Annotated in this window: 26 protein-coding genes; 12 read left to right on the plus strand and 14 right to left on the minus strand. The window is 69.5% G+C overall.

The genetic code is table 11. The features are described from left to right. Window positions 1-413 precede the first annotated feature (413 nt). Window positions 414-1,334, minus strand: a complete 921-nt coding sequence (locus E3T54_RS02230; protein WP_241977016.1) for a MurR/RpiR family transcriptional regulator — start codon at window positions 1,332-1,334, stop codon at window positions 414-416. 254 nt (window positions 1,335-1,588) lie between these two features. Here E3T54_RS02230 and E3T54_RS02235 point away from each other — a divergent pair, with 254 nt between their 5' ends. The 8 genes from E3T54_RS02235 to E3T54_RS02270 all read left to right on the plus strand — a co-directional run bounded on the left by E3T54_RS02235 (window position 1,589) and on the right by E3T54_RS02270 (window position 10,588). Continuing rightward, entirely contained in the window at window positions 1,589-3,103 is a 1,515-nt protein-coding gene (locus E3T54_RS02235; RefSeq protein WP_134474379.1) for an ABC transporter substrate-binding protein, read from the plus strand. Between the two features lie 69 nt (window positions 3,104-3,172). Next, entirely contained in the window at window positions 3,173-4,144 is a 972-nt protein-coding gene (locus E3T54_RS02240; RefSeq protein WP_134474380.1) for an ABC transporter permease, read from the plus strand. Continuing rightward, window positions 4,141-5,028, plus strand: a complete 888-nt coding sequence (locus E3T54_RS02245) for an ABC transporter permease (protein ID WP_134474381.1) — start codon at window positions 4,141-4,143, stop codon at window positions 5,026-5,028. The genes E3T54_RS02240 and E3T54_RS02245 overlap by 4 nt, the downstream gene beginning before the upstream one ends. Further along, window positions 5,025-5,969 (plus strand): N-acetylmuramic acid 6-phosphate etherase, encoded by a 945-nt coding sequence (murQ, locus tag E3T54_RS02250; RefSeq protein WP_134474382.1) that lies wholly within the window; start codon window positions 5,025-5,027, stop codon window positions 5,967-5,969. The genes E3T54_RS02245 and murQ overlap by 4 nt, the downstream gene beginning before the upstream one ends. Next, a complete protein-coding gene (locus E3T54_RS02255) occupies window positions 5,966-7,138 on the plus strand; it encodes an anhydro-N-acetylmuramic acid kinase (protein ID WP_134474383.1) in 1,173 nt (390 codons plus the stop codon). The genes murQ and E3T54_RS02255 overlap by 4 nt, the downstream gene beginning before the upstream one ends. 5 nt (window positions 7,139-7,143) lie before the next feature. Next, window positions 7,144-7,677, plus strand: coding sequence for a GNAT family N-acetyltransferase (locus E3T54_RS02260; RefSeq protein WP_134474384.1), 534 nt, complete (start codon window positions 7,144-7,146; stop codon window positions 7,675-7,677). Further along, window positions 7,674-8,852, plus strand: a complete 1,179-nt coding sequence (locus tag E3T54_RS02265) for a serine hydrolase (protein WP_166804797.1) — start codon at window positions 7,674-7,676, stop codon at window positions 8,850-8,852. Before E3T54_RS02260 ends, E3T54_RS02265 begins: the two co-directional genes overlap by 4 nt. A gap of 71 nt (window positions 8,853-8,923) precedes the next feature. Further along, the gene (locus E3T54_RS02270) at window positions 8,924-10,588 is read left to right on the plus strand and encodes an ABC transporter ATP-binding protein (protein ID WP_134474386.1); all 1,665 of its coding nucleotides are present in this window, start codon (window positions 8,924-8,926) and stop codon (window positions 10,586-10,588) included. 164 nt (window positions 10,589-10,752) lie between these two features. On the opposite strand, the gene E3T54_RS02275 is transcribed toward E3T54_RS02270, so the two are convergent. The 10 genes from E3T54_RS02275 to E3T54_RS02320 all read right to left on the minus strand — a co-directional run bounded on the left by E3T54_RS02275 (window position 10,753) and on the right by E3T54_RS02320 (window position 19,491). Beyond that, a complete protein-coding gene (locus E3T54_RS02275; RefSeq protein ID WP_134474387.1) occupies window positions 10,753-11,574 on the minus strand; it encodes a sulfite exporter TauE/SafE family protein in 822 nt (273 codons plus the stop codon). After that, window positions 11,571-12,530: a 3-hydroxyisobutyrate dehydrogenase gene (gene mmsB / locus E3T54_RS02280; protein ID WP_134474388.1), complete on the minus strand. Its 960-nt coding sequence runs from the start codon at window positions 12,528-12,530 to the stop codon at window positions 11,571-11,573. The genes E3T54_RS02275 and mmsB overlap by 4 nt, the downstream gene beginning before the upstream one ends. Window positions 12,531-12,657: 127 nt before the next feature. After that, window positions 12,658-12,900, minus strand: a complete 243-nt coding sequence (locus E3T54_RS02285) for a hypothetical protein (protein ID WP_134474389.1) — start codon at window positions 12,898-12,900, stop codon at window positions 12,658-12,660. Between the two features lie 196 nt (window positions 12,901-13,096). After that, window positions 13,097-13,810 (minus strand): copper homeostasis protein CutC, encoded by a 714-nt coding sequence (locus E3T54_RS02290; RefSeq protein WP_134474390.1) that lies wholly within the window; start codon window positions 13,808-13,810, stop codon window positions 13,097-13,099. Between the two features lie 17 nt (window positions 13,811-13,827). Further along, a complete protein-coding gene (gene nagA / locus E3T54_RS02295) occupies window positions 13,828-14,979 on the minus strand; it encodes an N-acetylglucosamine-6-phosphate deacetylase (protein WP_134474391.1) in 1,152 nt (383 codons plus the stop codon). Next, on the minus strand, window positions 14,976-15,761 hold the full coding sequence (locus E3T54_RS02300; RefSeq protein WP_092322898.1) for a DeoR/GlpR family DNA-binding transcription regulator: 786 nt from the start codon (window positions 15,759-15,761) through the stop codon (window positions 14,976-14,978). Before E3T54_RS02300 ends, nagA begins: the two co-directional genes overlap by 4 nt. 16 nt (window positions 15,762-15,777) lie before the next feature. Further along, window positions 15,778-16,638 (minus strand): class II fructose-bisphosphate aldolase, encoded by an 861-nt coding sequence (locus tag E3T54_RS02305; protein WP_134474392.1) that lies wholly within the window; start codon window positions 16,636-16,638, stop codon window positions 15,778-15,780. Then, complete coding sequence (locus tag E3T54_RS02310; protein ID WP_134474393.1) at window positions 16,635-17,618, minus strand: 1-phosphofructokinase family hexose kinase; 984 nt, start codon at window positions 17,616-17,618, stop codon at window positions 16,635-16,637. Before E3T54_RS02310 ends, E3T54_RS02305 begins: the two co-directional genes overlap by 4 nt. Beyond that, complete coding sequence (locus E3T54_RS02315; protein WP_241977017.1) at window positions 17,615-18,604, minus strand: ROK family protein; 990 nt, start codon at window positions 18,602-18,604, stop codon at window positions 17,615-17,617. The genes E3T54_RS02310 and E3T54_RS02315 overlap by 4 nt, the downstream gene beginning before the upstream one ends. After that, window positions 18,601-19,491, minus strand: a complete 891-nt coding sequence (locus tag E3T54_RS02320) for an SIS domain-containing protein (protein ID WP_134474394.1) — start codon at window positions 19,489-19,491, stop codon at window positions 18,601-18,603. Before E3T54_RS02320 ends, E3T54_RS02315 begins: the two co-directional genes overlap by 4 nt. Before the next feature lie 233 nt (window positions 19,492-19,724). Between E3T54_RS02320 and E3T54_RS02325 the strand changes: the two genes are divergently transcribed. The 4 genes from E3T54_RS02325 to E3T54_RS02340 all read left to right on the plus strand — a co-directional run bounded on the left by E3T54_RS02325 (window position 19,725) and on the right by E3T54_RS02340 (window position 23,518). After that, window positions 19,725-20,978, plus strand: a complete 1,254-nt coding sequence (locus E3T54_RS02325; RefSeq protein WP_092322903.1) for an extracellular solute-binding protein — start codon at window positions 19,725-19,727, stop codon at window positions 20,976-20,978. An 83-nt stretch (window positions 20,979-21,061) separates the two neighbouring features. Then, complete coding sequence (locus tag E3T54_RS02330) at window positions 21,062-22,030, plus strand: carbohydrate ABC transporter permease (RefSeq protein ID WP_134474395.1); 969 nt, start codon at window positions 21,062-21,064, stop codon at window positions 22,028-22,030. Window positions 22,031-22,032: 2 nt separating this feature from the next. Further along, window positions 22,033-22,920, plus strand: a complete 888-nt coding sequence (locus E3T54_RS02335; RefSeq protein WP_241977018.1) for a carbohydrate ABC transporter permease — start codon at window positions 22,033-22,035, stop codon at window positions 22,918-22,920. Between the two features lie 43 nt (window positions 22,921-22,963). After that, complete coding sequence (locus E3T54_RS02340; RefSeq protein WP_166804798.1) at window positions 22,964-23,518, plus strand: DUF2510 domain-containing protein; 555 nt, start codon at window positions 22,964-22,966, stop codon at window positions 23,516-23,518. Window positions 23,519-23,799: 281 nt separating this feature from the next. Here E3T54_RS02340 and E3T54_RS02345 read toward each other — a convergent pair whose 3' ends face one another. The 3 genes from E3T54_RS02345 to E3T54_RS02355 form a co-directional block, all read right to left on the minus strand. Beyond that, window positions 23,800-24,618 (minus strand): SGNH/GDSL hydrolase family protein, encoded by an 819-nt coding sequence (locus E3T54_RS02345; protein WP_134474397.1) that lies wholly within the window; start codon window positions 24,616-24,618, stop codon window positions 23,800-23,802. A gap of 9 nt (window positions 24,619-24,627) precedes the next feature. Next, entirely contained in the window at window positions 24,628-24,990 is a 363-nt protein-coding gene (locus E3T54_RS02350) for a RodZ family helix-turn-helix domain-containing protein (RefSeq protein WP_134474398.1), read from the minus strand. Window positions 24,991-25,057: 67 nt separating this feature from the next. Continuing rightward, the gene (locus E3T54_RS02355; RefSeq protein WP_134474399.1) at window positions 25,058-25,525 is read right to left on the minus strand and encodes a transposase; all 468 of its coding nucleotides are present in this window, start codon (window positions 25,523-25,525) and stop codon (window positions 25,058-25,060) included. Window positions 25,526-25,674 lie beyond the last annotated feature (149 nt).

Raw genomic sequence — 25,674 nt, forward strand, 5'->3', positions numbered from 1 at the left:
GCTCGAATTTGGTCAACGACCGATTCCGCCCAGAGACCCCACCCTGCTCGACGGCGGGCCACTCGTCCGGGACGTGCTCCGAGGCATCAGGAGCGATCTTGAGGCGTGAGCGGGCATGTCGAAGAGGCATTCCGACAGACTGCCGCCACCACACCGTCGCCGTGTTGACCGACGCGCCCACACTGGCGCCCGATTCTCGCAAACCCACCCCCGCGCACACCAAGTCAACGAACTCATCACGAGCAGCCTGCGGAAACAACTTGACCATAAAACGCTCCATCAATCAGAGCGTTGCTTTGACCCTATGACTTTGCCGNGCTTTGACCCTATGACTTTGCCGGCGTGGGAAGGTGCCAAACTCACAGTTCGGCGAGTGGGTCGAATGGGTCAGGGGCGCGGAGGGGGTCGCCTGCTTATTTGTGGGTGCCGTGGGTGCCGTTGGCGCCGTGGTGGCGACTGTGCACGGCCTCGTAGGTGCGGCGCAACGCCGCCATCGAGTCGTCGTAAGACGCCTGGGCGACCGCGGTGAAGAGGCAGTCGACGACCATGAGCTGCGCGATCCTGCTGCCCAGCGCCCCGGAACGAAACCGGGTCTCGCGCGCTGCGGTCGTGAGCACGACGTCTGCGGCGGCGGCCAGGGGGGAGTCGCTGAAGTTGGTCAGGGCGATCGTCGCGGCACCGGCCTCCCGGGCGATGGTGAGGAACTCGACGGTGTCCCTGGTCGCGCCGCTGTGCGAGACGGCGATTGCCACACAGGATGCGTCCAGCGTCGCCGCGGAGGTCCAGGCGGCGTGCGAGTCGGGCCAGTTCAGCGCCGTGCGCCCGATCCGGGAGAGCTTCTGCTGCAGGTCGAGGCCGACGAACGCGCTCGCGCCCACGCCGAAGCTGTCCACGCGACGGGCGGCCTGCACCAGGTCGACGGCGCGGGCGAGCGCGTGCGTGTCGAGTGCCTTGGCGGTGTCGGCGATCGACAGGGTCTCGTTCAGGGCGACCTTCGAGACAATGTCGTCCAGGGAGTCGTCCCGGTTGATGTCCCCGGACACGGTGAGCAGGTCGGCGTTCTGCATCTTCTCCCGGGTGACTTCCCGGATGAGGTCGATGCGGAGGTCTTTATAGTGGTCATAACCGATCCGCTTATAGAACCGCACCACGGATGTGGTCGACGTTCCGCACCTGGTTGCCAGCTCCGCGATCGACAGGTTCGCGGCCTCGGCCGGATTGTCGAGGAACAGCTGGGCGATGAGCCGCTCCGACGGCGGAAGGGCGGGCCTGGCGGCGCGCATGCGTACCAGAACGGTCCGGGAGTCCGGTCGTCCGAGAAGATCCTGAGTCACTGATGGTCCCTTTCAGGGCGAGAGGAGGCCTGCCGCAACGCCGCGGCTCCCTCTTCGGTCGCGTATGGATAACAATACGAGAAAATAAAGTACAGATGTTGACCACATGGTGTACTTTTATTCCAATCCAGATCACAGACGCTCTGAGTGTGACCGCGCGCGAAGTTGCTCGCACATCATGCCGTGGAGCATCCCTAGTTCACCTGAGGAGTAACCCCTTGTCACATGGTTCTCGTTTCACTCGTGGGGCGTTCATGGCAGTCGGTGCTGCCGCGATCGTGTCGCTTGCAGTTTCCGGCTGTTCCAGCCCCAGCACTCCGGCCGCCACAGACGCCAAATCGGGTGGTTCACTCGTCGTCGGCGTCACGTCAGACCCCGACACCCTCTTCCCCTGGAAGGCCACACAGTTCCAGGCCGTCGCCGTTCTGCAGAACGTCTACGGCACCCTGACCGAGTTCGACAAAGACCTCAACGTCGTGCCCGGCCTGGCCGAATCGTGGGAGGCCTCGGAAGACGGCCTCACGGTCACCCTGAAACTGCGCGAGGGCGCGACCTTCGCCGACGGCAGCACGTTCGGTTCCGAGGACGTCAAGAGCTCGCTCGATCTGATCAAGGACGAGAAGACCGCGGCGGTGTCCAGCAGCGCCCTCGCATCCGTCGTCTCGGTCGAGGCCCAGGACGCGAACACCGTGCTCCTGACCCTCTCCGCTCCGGATGCCGCACTGCCGGCGAGCCTCGCCGTGGTCAACATGGCCATGCTCTCCTCCGACGACACCGAGGCCGCCCTGAACACGGCCCCGAACGGCACCGGCCCGTACTCGTTCGACTCCCGCGTCGCCAACCAGTCGATCACGCTGAAGAAGAACGCCAAGTACTGGGGCGGTGAGCCCACCCTGGACAAGGTCGAGTTCCGCGTCATCCCGGATGAGTCGTCCATCGTCTCGGCGCTGCAGTCCGGCAACGTGCAGATGAGCGTCTTCGACGACCCGCTGGTCGCCCAGACCGCGGAGAGCGCCACCACGACCGTCACCAAGACGCCGCAGCTGGCCTACCACGTGCTGCAGCTGAACGCGACGCGCGGAGCCCTCACCGATGTCAACGTGCGGCTTGCCATGCAGTGTGCGATCGACCGCCAGCAGGTGCTCGACACGGCCGCCCTCGGCGAGGGAGAAGTGACCGGTCCGATCACGTCCCCCGCGTACAAGTCCGACCCGGATGCCCGTCCGTGCCCCACCCGGGACCTCGACAAGGCGAAGTCGTACCTGGAAAAGGCGGGCAAGGCCGACGGCGTGACGATCAAGGCGATCGTCTCCCAGGGCGAGTACGCGACCTCCGTCAACGAGGCGCAGAACCTCAAGTCCCAGCTCGCCGAGGCCGGCATCACCCTCGACGTCGAGACCCTGGAATCGGGCGCCTACGTGGACCGCTGGATCGCCGGCGACTTCGACGCAGCGGTCGCGCTCAACGGCGGACGCCCGGACCCCGACGGCATGTACGGTCGGTACTTCACCAGCACGGGCAACCTGAACAAGGTCGCCGGCTACAGCTCCCCGGCACTGGACGCCCTCTTCGCCGAGGGCAAGGCAACGTCTGACCCGAAGGAACGCGCCGCGATCTACGAGAAGGTGTCGGCCGAACTCGAAGACAACGCCGCCTGGATCTGGCTCTTCACGAGCCACAGCTACACGGTGACGGCATCCACGGTCAAGGGCTTCGTGCCCATGCCCAACGCGTCGCTCCAGTCGCTGCGCACCACAACCGTCAACTAACGATCGCCGCACCGGGCGTCGGCGCGAGAGCGCCGGCGCCCGGTGCCCGGTCGGGAATGCCAGAAGGACATGTTCCAGACTCTTATCCATAACGGCGTGGTGCGGCGGATTGCGGCTGCAGGGCTCACCCTGCTCGGCGTCGCGGTCTTCGTCTTCATCATGCTGCGGGCCATCCCCGGCAACCAGATCACCGCCGGGCTCGGCACGGAGGCCGCCGCCCTCACCCCCGCCCAGAAGCTCGCGCTCGAACAGTACTACGGCCTCGACCAGCCTCTGTTCGTGCAGTTCTTCTCCTGGCTCGGCAACCTGTTCACCGGCAACCTCGGTTTCTCGTCCCGGGCGCAGCAGAGCGTGCTCGACCTCACGGCCGCATCCCTCCCGGTGACCTTCGAACTCGCCGTGATTTCCATCGTGCTCGCCCTGCTCATCGGCATCCCCCTGGGCATGCTCTCGGCGTCCAAACCCAATTCCCCCCGGGATGCCTTCGGCCAGGTCGTCGGCCTCGCCGGGCTTTCCGTTCCCTCCTTCCTGCTCGCCACGGCGCTGCTGTCGGTCCTGGCCTCCTCCTTCGGCTTCAACCCGAACGGGAAGCCCTTCGCCACGCTTTTGAGCGACCCGCTGCTCAACCTCCAGCAGATGCTGCTGCCCGCGGTCGTGCTCGGCTTCGGGATCGCTGCCCCGATCATGCGCACCACCCGCACGGCCGTGCTCGAAATCCGCTCCAACGACTTCATCCGCACCGCCAGGGCCAAGGGCGTCCCGTCCCGGCGGCTCCAGCTCAAGCACGTGCTCGGCAACGCCCTCGTGCCCATCGTCACGATGACCGGCCTCCAGTTCGGCTACCTCCTCGGCGGCGCGGTCGTCGTCGAGCAGATCTTCTCGCTTCCGGGCATCGGCCGGCAGGTGCTGCTCGGCATCCAGCAGAAGGAGTACGCGCTCGTGCAGAGCACCGTGCTGGTGATCGCCCTCGCGTTCGTGATCGTGAACCTGCTCACCGACCTCACTTACCGCCTCATCGATCCCCGGGTGCGTGCCTCATGACCGAACTCAGCCAGGGCGTGCGCCTGCCCGCGGGAGCCGGCGTTGCCGCGCACCGATTCCGCGCCCTGCTCCGGAGCCCGAGCGGTCTGTCCGGGGTGATCCTCATCGGCATCCTGCTCGTCCTCGCCCTGGCCTCGACCCTGTCGCTGCTGCCGTACGACCCGGTGGCGCAGGACCCGCCCTCGCGCCTGCTGCCCCCCTCGGCGACCCACCTGTTCGGGACCGACCAGTTCGGGCGCGACGTCTTCTCCCGGGTCGCGGCCGGGGTGGCGAACTCCGCGCTCATCGCGATCGTCGCGGTGGCGTTCGCCGCGGTGATCGGCACCCTGTCCGGGCTCGTGGCCGGTTTCTTCCGGGGCGTCCCTGACGCCCTCATCGGCGGCGTCACCAACGTGCTCTTCGCCTTCCCGCCGCTTCTCCTGGCCCTCGCGCTGGCATCCGTCTTCGAGCGCAACTGGTTCACGATCGCGGTGGCCATTGCGATCGTCTACGTGCCGATCTTCATCCGCGTCACGCGCGGCCCCGTGCTCTCCCTGCGGGAGATCGAATACGTCAAGGCGGCGACGAGCACCGGTTTGAGCCGCACGCTGGTCATGCTGCGCCATGTTCTGCCCAACATCACCTCGATCATCATCATCCAGGTCACCCTGTCGCTGTCGTGGGCGGTGCTCACGGAGGCTGCGCTGAGTTTCCTCGGGCTGGGCGCACCGCCGCCCACCCCCTCGCTGGGCTCGATGATCTTCGAGGCTCGCACCCTGGTCTACATCGCACCGTGGACCATGGTCGCGCCCGGCCTGATCGTCGTGCTCCTCGTCGTGGGGCTGAACCTCCTGGGTGACGGCCTGCGCGACGCACTCGACCCACGGAACAAAGGAAAGCGATGAGCCGCAATACCTCCGGCGCGGCACCGGTCGCCGCCGACACCGACACCCTGAACGGCCTCGCCACCGAGGGCGTCGACCCCCGCTACGCGGAGATCGACCTCATGCCCGTGGGGGAGTTGGCGGCCCTGATGAACGACGCCGACGCCACGGTGCCGGGCGCGGTCGCCCGCGCGCTGCCCTCGATCGTGCCCGCCATCGAGGCGGCCGCCGAGCGGATGAAGGCCGGCGGACGACTCATCTACGTCGGCGCCGGCACCCCCGGCCGCATCGGGGTGCTCGACGCCTCCGAGTGCCCCCCGACCTTCAGCACGCCGCCGGAGCTGGTCTTCGCCATCATCGCCGGCGGCCCCAAAGCCATCGTCCTGCCCTGCGAAGGCGCCGAAGACGACGCGGCGGCCGGAGCGCTCGCCATCGACAGTGCCGGCGTCGGCAGCCTCGACACCGTGGTCGGAATAGCCTCGAGCGGCCGCACCCCCTATGTCGTCGCGGCCGTCGCCCGCGCCCGCGAACGCGGCGCCCTGAGCATCGGGCTCTCGTGCAACGCCGACACGGTGCTGAGCCGCACAGCCGAGCACGGCATCGAGGTCCTGGTCGGCCCCGAACTGATCAGCGGATCGACCCGGCTCAAGGCCGGCACGGCCCAGAAGCTCGTGCTCAACATGTTCTCCACGATCCTGATGGTGCAGTTGGGCAAGACCTACGGAAACCTGATGGTCGACCTCAAACCGACCAACGTCAAGCTCCGCGAACGCGCCCTCGGCATCGTGGGCAGCGTGGCGGCCGTCGGCCGTGAGCGAGCCGAGGCGGCGCTCGCCGCGAACGGCGACAACGTCAAGCGGGCCATCCTCGCGGAAAAGCTCGGGCTGACCTCCGAGCAGGCCGAGGCGCGGCTGGCCGCAGTGGACGGACGACTGCGCAAGGCCCTGGAGGAGCAACGATGAAGGTACTCGGCATGATTTCCGGCACGTCCCATGACGGGATCGACGCCGCGGTCGTGGACTTCAGCTTCACCGACGGCGCCCTGGCCGGGACGGTCCTGCACCGCAGCAGCACGCCGTACTCCCCGGCGCTGCGCGGCAGGCTCGTCGCCGCGCTGCCCCCGGCGCAGACCACCCTCGCCGAGGTCTGCGAACTGGACACCCTGATCGGCCAGGCCTTCGCCGAGGCGGCGGCCCGGGCCATCGACGACGACGGGGGTGTCGATTTCATCGTCTCCCACGGGCAGACGGTGTACCACTGGGTCGACGGCGCTCACGCCCTCGGGACGCTCCAGATCGGCCAGCCGGCCTGGATCGCCGAGCGCACCGGGACGCCGGTCATCTCCGATCTGCGCATCCGTGACATCACGGCCGGAGGACACGGCGCCCCACTCGTCTCCTTCATGGACGCCCTGCTCCTGGCCGGAGAGCCGGGCACCCCGGCCGCGCTCAATCTCGGCGGCATCTCCAACATGACCGTGGTGCGAAGCGCAGGGGAGCTCACCGCCTACGACATCGGCCCGGCCAACGCGCTGATCGACGCCGTCATCTCGGAGCGCGGGGCGCATCCGCTCGGCTTCGATGAAGACGGCCGGATCGCGGCCTCCGGCACCGTCGACGAGACGTTGCTCGCGCTGCTGCTCGACGACCCCTACTATCGCCTGCCGACGCCCAGGAGCACGGGCAAGGAACACTTCCACGGGCGCTACGTGGCCGAGGCGATCGCCCGCTCCGGGCACACACCGACGACGCCGGACCTCGTCGCCACCCTCACCGAGCTGACGGTGCGGTCGGTGGCGCGCGACGTTCTCGCCGCGGGCATCGACCTGCTCATCGTCTCGGGGGGCGGATGCCGCAACCCCGTGCTCCTCGGCGGCCTCCGGAACGCGCTCCCCGGTGTGCGGGTGTTGCTCTCCGACGAATTCGGAGCTCCCGCCGACGACAAGGAAGCGATTGCGTTCGCTCTGATCGGCTGGTGCACCGCGCACGGGCTCCCCGGTACGAACCCGGCCGGCACGGGCGCGCGTGAGGCCCGGGTGCTCGGTTCGATCACGCCCGGTCGCGGCCCCCTCGTGCTCCCCGAACCGCTCACCGAGCCGCTGCGGTCCCTGACCCTGAACACCCGGGACTGACCACCATGCCCATCACCTACCGCCCGGCGACGAGCGAAGACATCGACGGCATCGCCCTGGTCTTCCTCTCCTGCTGGCGCGGCAGCTACGCGGCGGTGCTCCCGCGGCGGCTCGTGGACATGATGACCGACGAGGAGGCGGCCGCCCTCTGGACCCGGGTGCTGGGCGAGGCCCGCCGGGGCGAGGTGATCGTGGCCGAGTCGGCCGGGCCGGCCGGGCCGGTGATCCTCGGGGTGACCCGGTTCGCGCTCGGCGGCGACGGGGAGGGAGCGGTGAATTCGCTCTACGTCTCACCGCTCGCCCAGGGCCAGGGCGTCGGCTCGCGGCTGCTCACGATCGCCGCCGACGCGCTCGCGGCCGCCGGCGCGACGACCGCGCACCTCTGGGTCTTTGAGAGCAACGCGCCGTCCATCGCCTTCTACCGCCGCCAGGGCTGGTTGCCGGATGGCGGCGCCCGCGTGCAGGAGGCATTCGGCGAGCCCGAAATCCGCCTGGTGCGAGCCCTCGCACCCGCCCCCGCCGAAGCGGGGCACTCGTGACGGCATCCGGCTTCACGGCCTCGGCCGCGCACCTGGTGGCCGAGGTGCCGGCCGGCCGTCCCGCGGGAAGCACCCCGCCGGCGGGAGTGGCGCTCGCCCTGCGCGCCCCGGGCGTCGAGCTCAGGGCGGCCGCGGGGCACCGGAACGTCGGCGCCGAGGGCCGGGCGCGCGCTCCGCTCACCGTCGACACCCGCCACGACATCGCGTCGGTCACCAAGATCGTGGGCACGACGACCGCGTTGCTCCGCCTGGTCTCCGAGGGGATCGTCGACCTCGACGACGAGGTGCGGCGTTACCTGCCCGGCTTCTCCGGCGGCGACAAGTCGGCCGTGACCGTGCGCCGGCTCTTGTCGCACCGGGCCGGGCTGTGGGAGTGGCAGCCGCTCTACCTCGCCGCGGGTGAGCCGGGCGACGCCCTCGAGTTCGTGCAGCGGCTGCCGCTTCGCTACCGGCCGGATTCCGGCCGGCACTATTCCGATCTCGGCTTCATGCTGCTCGGGGAGATCGTTTCCCGGGCCGCCGGGCAGCCCCTGCAGGATGCGGTGGCCACCCTCGTGACCGAGCCGCTCGGCCTGCACTCCACTCGATTCGCGCGCCCTGCCCCCGGCGAGGCGGCGACGAGCTCCTTCGGGGACCAGGCGGAGATGGCGATGGTTGACACCGGCATCCCGTACCCCGTGTCCCGGATCGACACCGGCAGCCCCTCCGCGGTGCCCTACGACAGCGCGGACTTCACCCGGTGGCGGCTGTCGCCGATAACCGGCGAGGTGAACGACGGCAACGCCTTCCACACGCTCGGCGGCGTATCCGGGCACGCCGGACTGTTCTCCACGCTGGACGACCTGATCACCTTCGCGGATGCACTGGCGAACTACGAGAGCCACGATGCGCTGTGGCGGCCCGACGTCGCCCGGGAGTTCTTCGCAGCCGGCCCGGACCACGGCCAGGCGCTGGGCTTCCGCCGGTACACGCTCGCGCTCGGCGGGGAACGAATCGACGTGCTCGGGCATCCCGGATTCGTCGGTTGCGCGGTCGGATTCGCGCCCGGCCGAGGCATTTCCCTCGCGCTGGCGAGCAACCGGCTCCTCACCCCCGGCATCCCCGTTCCCACCGAGCGGCTCTGGCAACGGGCGCTCGACGCGGCGGCCGCCGAACTGGACGGCCGGGCGACATGATCGACCGCGACGCCTCGCCTCCCCCCGGCTCCACACCGACTCCCCTCCCGCCCCGCACCGAAGAGGCCCCCATGGAAAACCCCACCCCCCTTCTGTCCATCCGCGATCTCTCCGTGGCGTTCCGCACCGGCGCGGGCCAGGTCCAGGCGGTCAGGAACGTGTCGATCGACGTCATGCCCGGGCAGACGCTCGCCGTCGTCGGGGAGTCGGGGTCGGGCAAGTCCACGACGGCCGCCGCAATCAACCGCCTGCTCCCCGACAACGGAATCGTCACCGGCGGTGAGGTGTGGTTCGGCGGGCAGGACCTGGCGCGCCTGAGCGAGCGGGAGATGCAGTCCGTACGCGGCGCGGGCATCGGGCTCGTGCCGCAGGACCCCATGTCCAACCTGAATCCGCTGATGCGCATCGGCGACCAGATCGCCGAGGCACTCGAGGTGCACGGAGTCGCCACGGGCCGAGCCGCGAAGGCGCAGGTGATCGAGCTGCTCGACATGGTCGGGATCCCCGACCCCGCTCGCCGGGTGAACCAGTACCCGCACGAATTCTCCGGCGGCATGCGCCAGCGGGCGCTCATCGCGATGGGCCTCGCCTGCCGGCCCCGGCTGCTGATCGCGGACGAGCCCACCTCGGCGCTGGACGTGACCGTGCAGCGCCGCATCCTGGACCAGCTGGACCAGCTGACCAGCGAGATGGGGACCTCCGTCTTCCTGATCACCCACGACCTTGCCCTCGCCGCCGAACGGGCGGACCGGATCGTCGTGATGTACCGCGGCGAAATCGTCGAAACCGGCGAGGCGGCCGAACTCCTCGACAACCCACAGCACGCCTACACGAAGGAGCTCCTGCGGGCGGCCCCAAGCCTCACCTCGATCAGCATGGTCGGGGCGCCGGCCGTGGCCACCTCGCCCCGGCCGGCAGCGCCGGCCGAGGCGCTGCCGACGATCGGCCGTCTCGTCGAGGTGCGCGACCTGACCCGGGTCTTCACTATCCGGTCGTCCGGCACGGGGGCCGCCACCGAGTTCACTGCCGTGGACCGGGTGAGTTTCGGCATCCCGCGGGGAGGCACCGTCTCGATCGTGGGCGAATCCGGCTCGGGCAAGTCCACGACGGCCAATCTCCTGCTCGCCCTGGAGGAGGCCACCTCCGGCAGCATCCTCTTCGACGGGGTGGATGTCGCGGCGATGGGCAAGCGTGAACTCTTCGCCTTCCGCCGCCGGGTGCAGCCGGTCTTCCAGAACCCCTACGCCTCGCTCGACCCGCGGTACACGGTCGAGCGCTCCATCGCCGAGCCGCTCCGGGTGCACAAGATCGGCTCGGCGGCGACCCGGCGTGAGGCCGTGGCCCGGCTGCTCGACCAGGTCGCGCTGCCGGCGGCGATGGGGCAGCGCCTGCCGCACGAGCTCTCCGGCGGCCAGCGCCAGCGCGTCGCCATCGCCAGGGCGCTCGCGCTCTCACCGGAGCTCGTCGTCCTCGACGAGGCCGTCTCGGCGCTCGATGTGCTCGTGCAGGCCCAGATCCTGGAGCTTCTGGCCTCGCTGCAGCGGGACTTGGGACTGAGCTACCTCTTCATCAGCCACGACCTCGCCGTCGTGCGAATGATCTCGCACGAGGTGCACGTCATGCAGGGCGGGCGGATCGTCGAGAGCGGCACGCCGGCCGAGATCTTCGAGAACCCGCAGTCCGGGTACACCCGGGAACTGCTCGCCGCGATCCCCGGGGCTCGTTTGGCCGGCTGACCCGCCCCGGCCCCCGTTCCACGCCCCCGCCACCCCTCGCCGAACTGTGAGTTTGGCACCTTCGCCGGGCGTGGGAAGGTGCCAAACTCACAGTTCGGCGAGTGGGTCAGGGGCGCGCGGGTGCGCCAGGGGCGCGGCGTGCGGCGCCCTGCGACGCCGGGAGGTCAGGTCACGAGGAGGACTACGGCGGCGACGACGGCGACGACCACGAGGATCGTGCGGAGGACGGGCGCGGACAGGCGGCGGCCGATGTGCGAGCCCAGCCAGCCACCTGTGGCGGCGCCGATGCCGATCAGGATCGCGATCTGCCAGTCGACGGTGCCGCTGGTGATGAAGATGATCGCCGAGACGAGGTTCGCGACCCCGGCCAGCACGTTCTTGGCGCCGTTGGCGCGGTGCATGTCGGTGGACCAGAGGATGCCGAGCAGCGCGAGCAGCACCACGCCCTGCGCCGCGCCGAAGTAGCCGCCGTACACGCCCGTGGCGAGCACCCCGAGCACGAGCCCGAGGGTGAGCGGCCGGGTATCCGTCCTGGTCAGCACCGAGGTCTCGGTCGGCATCGAGGTCTCGGTCGGCACCGAGCCGGCGGGAGCGGCCGGTGCCTTGCGCCGCACCCACCGGGCCACGCGCGGCTGGATGGCCGAGAGCACCGCGGCCAGAAGCAGCAGGAACGGCACGACGGCGGAGAAGACGTCCCCGGGGAGCACGAGCAGCAGCAGCCCGCCGCTGATGCCGCCGATGGCGGAGAACAGCGCCATCCAGGCGACCGGGCGCCACTGGGAGGCCAGCTCGCGACGGTAACCGTAGGCGCCGGCGACCGACCCGGGGATCAGGCCGACGGTGTTCGACACGTTCGCGGTGATCGGCGGAACACCCAGCGCCAGCAGCACCGGGAAGGTGATCAGCGTGCCGGCGCCGGCCACCACGTTGATGATGCCCGCGGCGATCCCGGCGACCAGGATGATCGCGCTTTCGAGCAGGGTCATGCGTGAGGCGCCGGTGTCGAGGCAGGGGCAGGGTCCGTGGCAGCGGCCGGCGACGCGGCAGTCGCGCCGAGGGTCCCGTCGACGAGCTTCACGATCGCGGAGCAGTCCCGGGCTCCCTCGCCCGCGTCGATCAGCCGCTGCATCAGCTGCTGCACGTGCTCGCCGATCTCGAGCGGGGTGTGGGTGGCCTTCGCCGCGGCGATGGCCAGATTGATGTCCTTGTTGGCCAGTTCGGCCGTGAACGTGGGCGCGAAGTCGCGGTTGGCCGCCGACGACGGCACCACCCCGGCGACGGGATACCAGGTGCGCAGCGCCCAGCTGTCCCCGGAGGACACAGAGGCGATGTCCCAGAACACCTGCTTGTCGAGCCCGAGGCGATCGGCGAGCACGGCGCCCTCCGCGGCCCCGGCGAGGTTGATGAACAGCATCAGGTTGTTGCAGATCTTGGCGGCCTGGCCGGTGGTCGCCGCCCCGGTCGGGATGATGTTGGCCGACATCGGTTCGATGAACACGCTCGCCGCGGCAACGGATGCGGCATCGCCGCCGACCATGAACGTGAGAGTGCCGGCCTCCGCGCCGCTGATCCCGCCCGACACCGGGGCGTCCACGAACCGGAACCCGGCCGCGGCGGCCGCATCGTGCAGCTTCTGGGCGGAGTCCATGTCGATGGTGGAGGAGTCCACGAGCAGGGTGCCCGGCGCGGCCGATTCGAGCACGCCGCCCTCGCCCAGGTACACGGCGAGAGCGTGCTCGCCCCTGGGGAGCATCGTGAACACCACGTCGGCGCCGGCGACGGCATCCGCGATGCTCGTGGCCGGGGTGACTCCGGATGCCCCGGCGGCAGTGAGCGCGGCGGGGCTGAGGTCGAACCCACGCACGGCGTGCCCGGCCTTCACCAGGTTTGCGGTCATCGGGCCGCCCATGTTCCCGAGGCCGATCCATCCGATTGTTGCCATGACGCAAGCTCCTTCGCTCGGGCCGTGACACCCAGTCGTTCCCACCGGTTGTTCTGCAGATCGTTCGCGCCCCGGTCAGGGCGCCACCTTGTCCAGCCTAGGTGCGCGGGCGCGCCCAGGGGTCTCGTCAGCGGGACGAGACAGTGGTGAACGATGCGATCGCCGCATCCAAACGGTCGAAGAGGTAGTGCCGGCGCGGCGCCTCGATATTCATGACCTCGAAACTTAAACCGCGCTGCCGGATGTAGCCGAGCACCTTTTTGGGTGACCGTTCGTCTCGGCGCCGGTCGCCCACGCGCCACTCGTGGTCGGACAGATGACGCACCTCGAGGTGTTCTGCCGCGCATGGCTCATGATCGTGATTCGACACTGAATCTCCTTCTGGTTGATCGGTGTGGTGCACCCGGCCGCTCTCCTGGTCGACCCGGTCCCTGCCGAACATGGCTTCAACGGTACTGCTCCCGGCTGCGCGAATGCTGCAGGGAGGGGCCGTTGCCGGTGAATCGCAGGCGCGTGGGAGTGCGCGCCCGGCGCGTCGTGGGCGCCGGATCGGTGCGCGCGCCGGGTCAGGGCCGGGTGGCGCCCAGCTCGGCGATGACGCCGCGTACCAGGGCGGCGTCGGTGACCAGCCCGCCGTCACCGCGCGGGCCGGGGACCTGGGCGCGCAGGTGCACCTCCGTGACCCCGGTGTCCGCGACGAGCCGGGCGACATTTGCCACGCGCACCGAGCCGCCGGCCAGGATGACCGGACCCCCGGGCTCCCTCGCCACCAGCTCGCGCAGCACCGGGGCCCCCTCCGGGGCGGTGGCCGCGCCCCCGGAGGTGAGAATGCGCACCACGCCGAGCCCGGTGAGCGCGTCGTGCGCGGCGAACAGGTCGCGGGCCGCGTCGAAGGCCTTGTGGCAGGTCGCCGGCACCCCCTCCGCGGCGGCGATCAGCTCCCGCATCGCCGGGATGTCGATGCCGCCGGCCTCGGTCAGCACGCCGAAGACCAGCCCGACCGGAACGGGCGCCTGGGTGGCGAGGTCCCGCACGGCGCGAACATCCGCGAGCATCACCGACAGTTCGCTCGCCGAGTGCACGAAGTCGCCGCCCCGCGGCCGAATCATCACCTGCACGCCGAGGGTCGTCACCGACTCGAGCACCCGGGCGATGAGGCCGAAACTGGGCGTTGTCCCGCCCTCGGCGAGGTTTGCGCAGAGTTCCACCCGGTCGGCGCCGGCGCTTTCGGCCGCGAGGGTGCCGGCCAGGTCGTCCACGCAGATTTCGACGAGCGTCATCGTGTCGGCACGCCTGGTCAGTGCAGCCGGCGGCCGGCCGCGAACACGGCGTCGACCTCGAAGCCGTCGCCGAGCAGCACGGCGTCGGCCGCGTAACCGGGGGCGAGCCGCCCGAGGTCGTGCGCGCGCCCGATGGCCCGGGCCGGGGTCTCGGTCAGGGCGGTCACCGCGTCCTCCAGGGTGACTCCCACCTCGGTCACGGCCCGTCGCAGCGCAGCATCGAGGGTGAGCGTGGACCCCGCGATCGAGCCGCCCCGGTCGGCCCGGGCGACGCCGTCGGTGACGGTCACGGCGAGCGTGCCGAGCCGGTACCGGCCGTCGGACGACCCCGCCGCGGCCATGGCGTCGGTGATCAGCGCGATCCGCCCGGGCGCGCCGGCGAAGGCGAGCCGCACGACCTCGGGATGCACGTGCACCCCGTCGTTGATCACCTCGAGGGTCACCTGCGGCGATCGGGTCGCCGCTGCGACCGGGCCGGGAGCCCGGTGGTGGATGCCGCGCATTCCGTTGAAGGCATGGGTCAGGATCGACGCGCCGCTGTCGAACGCGGCCATCGCCTCCCTGTAGTCCGCGGCGCTGTGCCCGACCGCAACGGCGATTCCGGCGCCGACAAGGGTGCGGATCGCGGCGGTCGCGCCGGGCAGTTCGGGGGCGATCGTGACCTGGCGGATGTGCCCGCGCCCGGCCTCGAGCAGCCGGTCGATCGACTGCGGGTCCGGCGCGCGCAGCAGGGCGGGATCGTGCGCTCCCCGGAAGGCGTCGTCGAGGAACGGCCCCTCGAGGTGAGCGCCGAGAACGAGCGGATTCCGTTCGGTCTCGTCGGCGATCACGGCGAGCCTCGACTCGAGGTCGGCCTGGCTCGCCGTCACGAGCGACAAAACGATCCGGGTGGTGCCATGACGGTGGTGCAGGCCGAGCGCGGTCTCAATCGCCTCCGCGCCATCCTCGAACGACGCCCCGCCCCCGCCGTGGCAGTGGATGTCGATGAAGCCGGGGGTGAGCAGGCGGCCGCGGGCATCCGTGGTCGATGCCGGGTCGATGCCGAGCGCGCGCCAGGCGGTGCCGGTGCCGACGGCGGCGACGGTGTCGCCCTCGAAGGAGACCCAGGCGTCGGCGGTGGTGCTGCCGCCGGAGACCAGACGGGCCGAATGGATGATGTGGGCGCTCACGCGACGATCACCTCGAGGCCGCGGTCGGTGAACGCGGCGACCTGCTCGGGCGTGATGCCGGCGTCGGTGATCAGCGTGCTGAAGATCCCGAGGTCGCCGAGCGTCGCGAAGACGGTGCGGCCGATCTTGCTGGAGTCGGCGACGATGACGGCCCGGGTGGCCCGGCGCGCCATCAGCGAGTTGACCGCGGCCTCCCGCTCGTCGTGCACGGTTGCCCCGACGGCCGGATCGATGCCGTTGACGCCGATGAAGGCGATATCCATGGTGACCTGCTGGAGCACGACGTCTGAGTACGGCCCGACCAGCTCGTAGGAGCGGGAGTGCACCACGCCGCCGGTGACGACCGTCTTCACCTGCGGGCGCATGGCCATTTGGGCGGCGATGTTCAGGGCGTTGGTGACGATCGTGAGGTTGGCGTTCGGGGAGGCCTCCATGATGTCGGCGCGGGCGCCGAGCACGCTCGCGATCGCCGTGCTCGTCGTGCCCCCGCACAGGCCGACGACGTCGCCGGGGGAGACGAGCGCGCTGGCGGCCAGGGCGATCTGCTGCTTCTCGGGCGCGTGCTGCTCTTTCTTGTACCGGAGGGGGAGGTCATAGGCGACGGTCTGCCCGATCGCGCCGCCCCTGGTGCGGGTGAGCAGCTGCTGGGCGGCCAGCGTGTCGAGGTCGCGGCGGGCCGTTGCGGCCGAGACGTCGAGCTGGGTGATGATGTCGTCGACCTCGAGCTGGCCGGATTCGGCGAGCAGGGCCAGCACGGCGTTGAGTCGCTCGGCGCGGTTCATGGGTTCCTGTTCTTCCTCATGGCTTCTGTAAATCTATCGCCGTTGAGAGCGAGAACAGCCGCAGCATCCTTGCCGCCTCGCCGGTGAGGGCCGCGCGACCGGCCGCGACGTACTTCCGCGAGTCGACAACGGTCGGATTGGCGCCCAGGTAGTCGCGGATCGCGGCGGTGAAGAAGCCGTTGAGATGGGTCGACACGTTGATCTTCGTCATGCCGGCCGAGATCGCGCCGACGATCTGCTCGTCGGAGACACCGGATGACCCGTGCAGCACGAGCGGCACGGCAACGGCGGCGTGCAGCCGGGCGATGAGTTCGAGGTCCAGCGCGGCCACGCGGCTGGTCATCGCGTGGGACGACCCGACGGCCACGGCGAGGGCGTCGACATTGGTGGCCCGCACGAAAGCGACGGCCTCGTGCGGATCGGTGCGCACCCCGGGCGCGTGGGCGCCGCCCTTGCCGCCGATCGTGCCCAGCTCGGCTTCCACGTACACGCCGCGCGCGTGGGCGTAGGCGACCACGCGGGCCGTGCTGGCCACATTCTCGTCGTAGTCCAGGTGCGCCCCGTCGTACATGACCGAACCGAAGCCGAGGTCCACGGCCAGGCAGGCGAGCGCTTCGTCCTCGGCGTGATCGAGGTGCACGGCCACGGGCACCGCCGCGGCGCGCGCGATCGCCAGGGTGGCCTCCGCAATCGGCCTCAGCCCGCCGTGGTAGCTCGCGCAGTTCTGCGAGATCTGCAGGATGACGGGGAGAGCTGCCTGTTCGGCCGCGGCCACGAGCGCCTCGGCCGTCTCCAGGTGGATGACGTTGAAGGCGCCGATCCCGGTGCCGCCGGTCGCGGCGGAGCGCATCAGCTCTCGGGTGGGGGTGAGGGTCATCGGGGTCCTTCGATCGGGATATCGCCGGCTGGGAGTTCGGCGATCTGGAAGTCGGCTGGGAGTTCGTCGACCTGGATTTCATCGGCCAGCGCGGCGTGGTCGGGGGAGATTTCGCCGGCCAGGGGCATGAGCACGGCCGCGGCCGACCACGCGGTGGCCCGGCGGATGATCTGGGCCGGGTCGGTGAGTCCGGTGGCCAGGCAGAACGCGATGGCCGCAACGGCCGCGTCGCCGGCCCCGGTCGGGTTGCCCGGCAGCACGCGGGGCAGCCGCGCTCGCCAGAGCCGGCCGGGTTCGGCGGCCGTCATCAGCAGCATGCCCTCTTCGCCGAGCGAGACGAGGACCATCCCGGCGCCGTGCTCGAGCAGCATCCGCGCGCCGCGCACCGGGTCGGGCTCGCCGGTGGCCTCGGCCAGTTCCTGCCGGTTCGGCTTGAGCGCGGTCGCCCCGGCCCGGGCCGAGGCGAGGAGCGCGGGGCCGGACGTGTCGATCACGCTTGGCAGGCCGCGGGCGCTCGCCAGGGCCACGAGGTTCGGCAAGAAGTCGACGTCGGCGCCCGGGGGGAGGCTGCCGGAGCAGACCAGGCAGGTGGCGCCCGGAAGCGCCGCCGCGGTGGCGTCGGCCAGGGCCAGCCATTCGGCCGGGGTATGGTTCTCGCCGTACTCGTTGAGGATCGTGGTGCGGCCCTGTCCCTCGTCGACGAGGGCGACCGAGCGGCGGGTGGGCGCGAGCACGGGGACGAGACGGTGCTGGAGCCCGGAGGCCCGGAGCTCCGCGGCGAACTCCTCGCCGGAGGCGGCCCCGGCCGGGGAGACGGCCAACACGGGGTGGCCCTGCTGGTGCAGCACCCGGGCGACGTTCAGGCCCTTCCCGCCGGCGCGCACGGCGGCCGCCGGCACGCGATGCGTTTCGCCGGGGGTGAGCGTGGAGAGGCGGTAGGTGAGGTCGAGGGCCGGATTGGGCGTGACCGTGACGATCATGACGCCTGCCCCGAGCGGTCGGCCGCGGCCCGGGCGCGCAGGGCGGCGCCGATGAGTCCGGCGTTCTCGCCGATCAGGGCCGGCAACACCAGGGGCCGGCGGTGGAAGCTGAGCAGCGCGTCGACCCGTTCGCGGAGGGGGACGAACAGGGCGTCGCCGGCCTCGGCGAGCCCGCCGCCGATGACGACGGCCTCCGGGGCCAGGATCGCGGTGACCTGGGCGATGCCGAGCGCGAGCGCGTCGATGGCCTCGTTCCAGATCCTGCGGGCGGCGGGATCGCCGGTCGAGGCCAGCGCCAGCACCTCCCGGGCTCCGACCGGCTCCTGGCCGGTCGCCTCGGCGTAGCGCCGGCTGATGGCGCCGGCCGAGCCAACGGTTTCGAGGCATCCGCGTGCCCCGCAGGCACACCGTGCGCCCCGGGGGTCGACGATCGAGTGCCCGAGCTCGCCGGCGTAACCGCCGGCGACGTGGGCCCGGCCGTTGACGACGAGGGACGCGGCGATGCCCGTGCCGACGATGATCACGACGACCGTGCCGAACCCGCGGGCGGCGCCGAGCTGGAATTCGGCTTCGCCGGCGGCGCGCACGTCGTGGGAGAACGACGCGGGCAGGTGCAGCCGATCCTCCAGCAGCCGCCGGAACGGCACGTCGTTCCAGTCCAGGTTCACGGACTCTCGCACGATTCCCTGGTCGTCGTCGACGACGCCCGGCGCGATCAGGCCGATGCCGGCCGGCCGCACGTGCGGAAAGGTGTGCGCGAACTCGGCCAGGAGCTCCTCGACACGCTCGAGCACGGCCTCGGCGGTCTCGGCGCCGCGGTGCGGCGTGGGCGTGCGGCGCAGACCGAGCATCCGCCCGGACGAGTCGAACAGCGCGGCCTTCATGTCCGTGCCGCCCACGTCGAACGCGGCGACGGCCGTTCCGGGGCCGAGCGGCTGCGGCCGGTCAGCCTGCTGCGGCCGGTGAGGAGAGGGGATCAGAGTCACGAGTCGAGAATGACAGATCGGGTCAGGTTGCGGGGGAGGTCGGGGTTGAGTCCCCTGGCCCGGGCGAGGAGCAGGGCGAGCCTGTGCACCCGCACGAGTTCGGCCATCGGATCGAGCGCGCTGGACACATACCGCGCGCCGGTGTGCGCCACATCCTGCACCAGGCCGGTGGGCGGCGTCCCCAGCATCCAGACCACACGATTCGGGGCCGCGATGCTGATCGGACCGTGGCGGTATTCCATCGCCGGGTAGGACTCGGTCCAGGACTGTGTCGCTTCCCGCATCTTCAGGGCGGCCTCGTGCGCCAGGCCGACGCTCCAGCCGCGACCGAGGAACGTGTACTGCTCCGCGTTGACCAGGGCGTCGTCCAGGTCGTCGGCGATGGCCAGTTCCGCGTCGGCGATGGCGCCGCTGAGGTCTTCGCCCAGGGAGGACCGCATCAGCGCCAGGGCGGTCGTGGCGAAACGCGTCTGCACGACCGACTGCTCGTCGGCGAACGGCAGCGCGATGACCTCGTCCACCTCGTCGACGAGCGGCGAGGAGGTGTCGCCGACGATGCCGATGATGGGCGCCGCGCCGCGGTGGGCGCGCACCAGCTCGAGCACTTCCGTGGTCGTTCCGGACCGGGTCAGGGCGATGATGGCGTCGTAGTCCCGGTTGACGAAGGCCTCGGATGCCGCGAACGCATCGGTCACACCCTGGCCGCCGGACTCCCGCAGGGCCGCGTAGGACTGGGCCATGAACCAGGAGGTGCCGCAGCCCACGACGGCGACCCGGAGGCCCGGTGCGGGCAGCAACGCCTGCTCGCGCGTCATCCCGGCTGCACGCGCCCAGGTCTCGGGCTGTGAGGCCAGTTCGACGGCCATGTGTTCGGCGGTCGCGGTCATCGGGACTCCTCGAGGATTGCGGAACGACGTGATTTGTGATCGGTAATGACTACAAACTTCCACTAATAATCACTAAAAGTCTATTCTTGATTATTAACGACGTGTAACGATCACAAAACATGGATTGATTTGCCCGGCCAAAACCGACAGGCTGTGGCTACTTCTGAATGATAATGACTCATCAGTCGAATAAACGCTCACTATCAATCACAAACGGTTAGGAACTCACCACGATGAAGAAGTCTCTGCGTATGGGAGGAATCGTCGCCACTGCGGCGCTGGCGGCAGTGTCGCTCGCGGGCTGTGGCTTCGGCGGCGGCACGGCATCCGATGGAGCCGACGGAAAAGCCACCACCCTGAACCTGCTGGTCCCCAGCTACTCCGACAACACCCAGGGCCTGTGGGAAACCGTCATCAAGGACTTCGAAGCGGCCAACAAGGACATCACGGTCGAGCTCGAGGTGCAGTCCTGGGACAACCTCAACGACGTCGTCACCACGAAGGTGCAGGGCAACAAGGCCCCCGACATCATGAACGGCGGCCCCTTCGCCGGATTCGCGGCCGATGAGCTGCTCTACCCGATCGAAGACGTCGTCTCGGCCGACACCCTCGGCGACTTCCAGGACTCGTTCGTCGAGAGCGCATCGGTGGACGGCGTGCAGTACGGAGCACCGCTGCTCGCGTCGGCGCGCGCCCTGTTCGTCAACGAAGACCTGCTGGCCCAGGCCGGCGTCACGAAGGTTCCCGCAACGTGGGACGAGCTGCTCGCCGCGGCAACGAAGGTGTCCAAGATCGGCGGAGGGGTGGCCGGCTACGGACTCCCGCTCGGCTCTGAAGAGGCCCAGGCCGAGAGCGCAATATGGTTCTACGGCGCAGGCGGCGGCTTCGGTGACGCGACGGAGATCACCGTCGACACCCCGGAGAACCTCAAGGGCGCAGAGTTCATCCAGAAGATGGTTGAAGCCGGCGCAACCCAGCCGGATGCCGGCGCGACCGACCGCAGCCCGCTGATGGACGTCTTCGTGCAGGGCAAGATCGGCATGATCATCGGCCTCCCGCCCACCGTGGGCCAGATCGCCGACGGAAACCCGGAGATGAAGTACTCGGTCAACCCGATCCCGACGATGGACGGCAAGCCGTTCACCCTCGGTGTGGCTGACCACCTGATGGCCTTCCAGAATGACGGCAAGAAGCAGGCCGCCATCACGAAGTTCCTCGACTTCTTCTACTCGGCAGACCAGTATGTTCCGTGGGTCACGGCCGAGAAGTTCCTCCCCACCACGAAGTCGGGCTCGTCCGCCATGGACAGCAACGAGGATCTCCTTCCGTTCCTCGAGATGCTGCCGGACGCGCAGTTCTACCCGAGCACCAACCCGAAGTGGGATGCGACGAACGCGGCCTTCAAGAGCCTCGTCGGCCAGCTCGCCCAGGGTAAGGATGCCCAGGCGGTGCTGTCGGAGATCCAGGCCAAGGCCGACGCCGGCTAAGCAGTCCCGCACAACGCACCACGCACAACGCATTGCACGACGACGAACGAATACCGGTGACTGACGAAATGACCCCTGACGACATGACTCAGAGCATTCACGAAACACCGGTCCCCACGGGGGCGGCCACCGGCCGTCCCCGCGCGGGGGTCGTGCGAGCACGTGCGGCGGCGGGAACCCGCCTCACCGACCTTTTCTCCGCGCTGCCCTGGATCGGGCCGGCGCTCATCCTGATCTTCGGCGTCGTGCTGTTCCCGGCCGTCGTGATGATCTACAACTCCACCCGCGACATCAGCCTGAGCGGCGTCGACAAGGGCTCGGTGGGTTTCGAGAACTACGAGACCCTGTTCGCCTTCGCGCCGCTCGGCGGGATCATGGTGCGCACCGTGATCTGGGTCTTCGCCGTCGTGACGATCGCCGTGCTCGCCTCCCTCGCGCTCGCCCAGTTCCTCAACAAGGCGTTCCCCGGCCGCCAGATCGTTCGCATGGCCGTGCTCATCCCCTGGGCCGCGAGCGTCGTGATGACCACCCTCGTCGTGTACTACGGGCTCGAGGGGTACATCGGCATCATCAACAAGTTCCTGGTCGACATCAACCTGATCGACGCGCCCTACGGCTGGACCAAGAACGCGACCAGCGCGTTCGTCTGGTCGATCGGCATCGCGGTCTTCGTCTCCCTCCCGTTCACGACCTATACGATCCTCGCCGGCCTGGCAACGGTGCCGGCCGACGTGCTCGAGGCCGCGAAGATGGACGGGGCCGGACGCATCCGCACCTACGTCGCCATTGTGCTGCCGCAGCTGCGCGGGGCGCTGTCGGTGGCGGTTCTCATCAACATCATCAATGTCTTCAACTCGCTGCCGATCCTGAAGATCATGACGGGGTCGATCCCCGGCTACGACGCAGACACCGTGATGACCATGATCTTCAAGTACATCCAGAACGAGCACAAGATCGACGTCGCCAGCGCACTCAGCGTGATCGCGTTCCTCATCGTCATCGTGATCGTCGCGATCTACGTGAAGCTCGTCAAGCCCATGAAGGAGCTGTGATTGTGACCGTCATCGCGCAGGCGCCGAATGGCGCCCGGAGGCGCCGGTTCACGGCCGACCAGGTTCCGCTTCGGACCATGCTGCTCAGGATGCTCGCCGGGGCCGTGGTCCTGGCCATCTTCGTCATCCCGTACCTGATCATGTTCTTCGGCTCGGTGAAGTCCAAGAGCGAGATCCGATCCGTGAACCCCACCTACTTCCCCACCGCGTGGCGCTGGGAGAACTACCTCACCATGTGGTCGACGCCCGAGACGCCGCTCGTGCAGAACCTCGTCTCGACCATCATCATCGCCGTCTTCGCGACGCTGTTGGTGCTGCTGGTGGCCCTCCCGGCCGCGTACTACACGGCCCGGTTCCACTTCCCGGGGCGGATGGTGTTCATGTTCCTGGTCATCGTCACGCAGATGCTGCAGCCGGCCGTGCTCACCTCCGGGCTCTTCCGCCAATTCAGTTTCTTCGGCATCTCCGACACCTGGCTGGCGATGATCCTGATCAACGCCGCGTTCAACCTCTCCTTCGCCGTGTGGATCATGCACAGCTTCTTCGCCGGGGTGCCGAAGGAGATCGACGAAGCGGCCCAGATCGACGGGGCAGGGCGCCTCGCGGTGCTCTTCAGGATCAACCTGCCGCTCGTCTGGCCCGGCATCGTGACCGCGATCGTGTTCACCTTCGTCGCCTGCTGGAACGAGTTCGCGGCGAGCCTGGTGATCATGTCGACCGCGGGCAACCAGCCCCTGGCCGTGGCGCTGACCAAGTTCGTGGGTCAGTACGAAACCAGCTGGCACTACGTCTTCGGCGTGTCCGTCGTGGCGATCATCCCCGTCGTCGTGCTGTTCATGCTGATCGAGAAGCGGCTGATCGGCGGCCTCACCGCGGGCAGCGTCAAGTAGCCGCCGACGTAGACTTGTCGGAGTCGACCTGCAAGGAGCCATCGTGAGCGACGCCTCGCCAGACGTCCCCACCCAGCGGGGCTGGTACGCCGATCCCGCCGGCCTGCCCCAGAAGCGGTGGTGGGACGGCGACCAGTGGACCGAACACCTGCACGATCCCGAGCGGAACGCCTACGGGATCGACGGCGCGGCGGCGGGGGCGCAGGCATCCGTCTTCAACAACTACATCTGGGCCATCGCCCTGTTGCCCGTGGTGTCGTTCCTGGCGCTCACCTCCGCCGAGGCGTCGTCGCCCCTGCTGGGCTGGGGCATCGCGATCGGCAGCGTCGTGCTGGCCTACCTCGACCACCGGCAGCTGCTGCGCGACGGCCTGGACCGGCCGTTCCACTGGGCCTGGGCGATCCTCTCACCCGGGGCCTACGTGGTGGGGCGCTCGGTGACCGTGCGGCGCCTGACCGGCGCCAGCCTCGCGCCGATGTGGGTCTGGGTGGCCATCATGCTCGTCTACGTGCTCACCGTCCTCGGCAAGGCGGACGGGGCCGCCGCCGCGGTCGCCGCCGCCGCTGCGCTCGGCGGGACGGCTGCGCTGGGCGGCTGACCCCCCGCCACCCCGCGGCCCCGCGGCCCCGCCACCCGCGGCCCCGGATGCGCCGACTTTGCCTGTTCCGGTCGAGTTTGCCTGGTGTGCGGGGGCAACTCGACCGCAACCGTCGATCTCGGCGCGGGATCCGCCGAGTGTCGCCGTTCCTGCCGAGAGTCCCCGTTGCACCGGCGATTCTCGGCACAATCGGCGACTCTCGCCCACTCTCGCCCCCTCCCGCCGAGTTCCGATCGGTTCGACGTTGGCGCGGGGCCGAGCGTGCACCAAGGATGCGCCGGTCAGTCGACGCTGATGCGGGCGAGGAGCAGCTCGGCGATCGCGCGGTAACCGCGGTCGTTCGGGTGGAAGTTGTCGCTGGTTCCGCCGAAGACGTCCCGTCCGGCCGGTCCGCGGTTGGCCTCCACCGGGTAGAGCCCGTACAGGCTGACGAACGCGCCGCCGCGCTCGCCGCATTCGTCCTCGATGACCGCATTGTAGGCATCCGAGCCGTCGACCCCGCCCTCGCTGCCCCAGGTGCCGACGCAGAGCAGCGGCACGGCCGGCGACTCGTGACGGATGCGGTCCAGAAGCGCACCGTAGACCGTCTCGAACCGGGGAAGCGGCGTCTTCTCGACCACGTCGTTCGTGCCGAGCTCGATGATCGCCAGGTCGAGGTTGGCCGGCGCGTTCAGGATGCCGGACACCACGCCCGTGTCGGCGCCGGCCCTGTTCGCCCGAAGTTCGGTGACCGGCCCGCCCGCGGACAGCGCATCGACCATCAGCGGCCGGTACCCGAGGTCCTGGTCCTCGGCCGACAGCCCGTACGTGATCGAGTCCCCGGCGAACAGCACCCGCAGTGACCCCTCCGCCGGACGGGTGACGCGCACGGTTTCGTTCTCCGGATCCGCGCCGAGGGTGAGCGTCGAGGCAACGACGCCGATGGCTGCGAGGCCGACGAGGCCGACGATCAGGCCGAGGGCGATCCGTCGGGACCGGCCGTGGGATGCTCCGTCGGACGAGCCGCGGGATGCTCCGTCGGACGAGCCGCGGGATGGGCGAAACCGGACGCGAAACCAGCGGAAAACCGTGGAGGCGAGGGTCGAACCGGCTGACGGCATCCGACGATTCTAACAAAAACGGGTCACGTCCCGCTGAGTGGATGCTCCTATTGCTGTCAAGCGACTTTTGCGCCGGATTGGGTTTGTCGAGTCGAGCCATGTGTTGAAGGCGGTTTCTAGGTCGGTGTCCGCGCGTTGTCCTATCTCGAGTCGGCGTAGGCGTTGGTAGGGGACGTTGAGCTGTTTGGCCGCCTCAGTGAGGACGATGCCGAGGGTTTGACGGCGTTGTCGAAGCCGGGGTCCGATGGGCAGCGCGATCGTGGGATTCTGGGTGAGCAACGCGAATATTTCGTTGGCGACGTGGCGTTTGAGGCAGCGGACGATGTCGCGGTCGGAGAGGCCTTCGGCGGTGCGTCGGGTGATGTATGCCATGGTTCGGGGTTCCTTGTGACGTTTGCGCAGCAGCACGATGCGGTGCAAGGCGGCGTTGGCTTGCCGGTCACCACCGCGCGAGAGACGGAAGCGCTGCCGTGTTGGAGGACGCCGGTATGGGCGCGACGCCGCAGAGGGCGGCGAACTGAGCCTTGGTGGCGATTCGATCTGGATTGTGACCGGCAGTGGCGAGCAGGTGCGCGGCAACAAACGGGCCGACTCCGCTTGCGGCCATGAGAGCCGGGTTCTGACGACTGGCAAGCAGGCCGAGTTGGTGATCGATATGGGCAATGTCTGCCGTCAACGCCTGATGGCGTTGCGCGAGCCGTTTCGCTGAAGCCCGAACTACCAGCTGCGGGGTGGTGCCCTGCGTGGGGCGGGTGTGCGCGAGAGTGATTGCAAGTTTGTCGCCGTCAAAGCGACGATAATCCTGCCGGACGGCCTCGGGCGCGCTGACCAACAGACAGTGGATCTGATTGATGCTCGCGGTGCGGGCCTTGGTGGCTGAGGAGCGTTCCGCGAGCAAGATCCGCATCGATTCAACGTCACCGTCGCGTTGTTTCGGGGTCGCTAGCCGGTTGCGTCCCCGTGAGTGGTGTGGTTTCCCGCTGTTGAGCGTTGCTCCGTCAACGTAAAGAGCCACCGTGGGATGGTCAGTGAGTACCGACTAAAGCAACTCACGAA

It is taken from the genome of Cryobacterium sp. Sr8 (genome assembly GCF_004403225.1).
GTDB classification, from domain to species: Bacteria; Actinomycetota; Actinomycetes; order Actinomycetales; family Microbacteriaceae; genus Cryobacterium; species Cryobacterium psychrotolerans.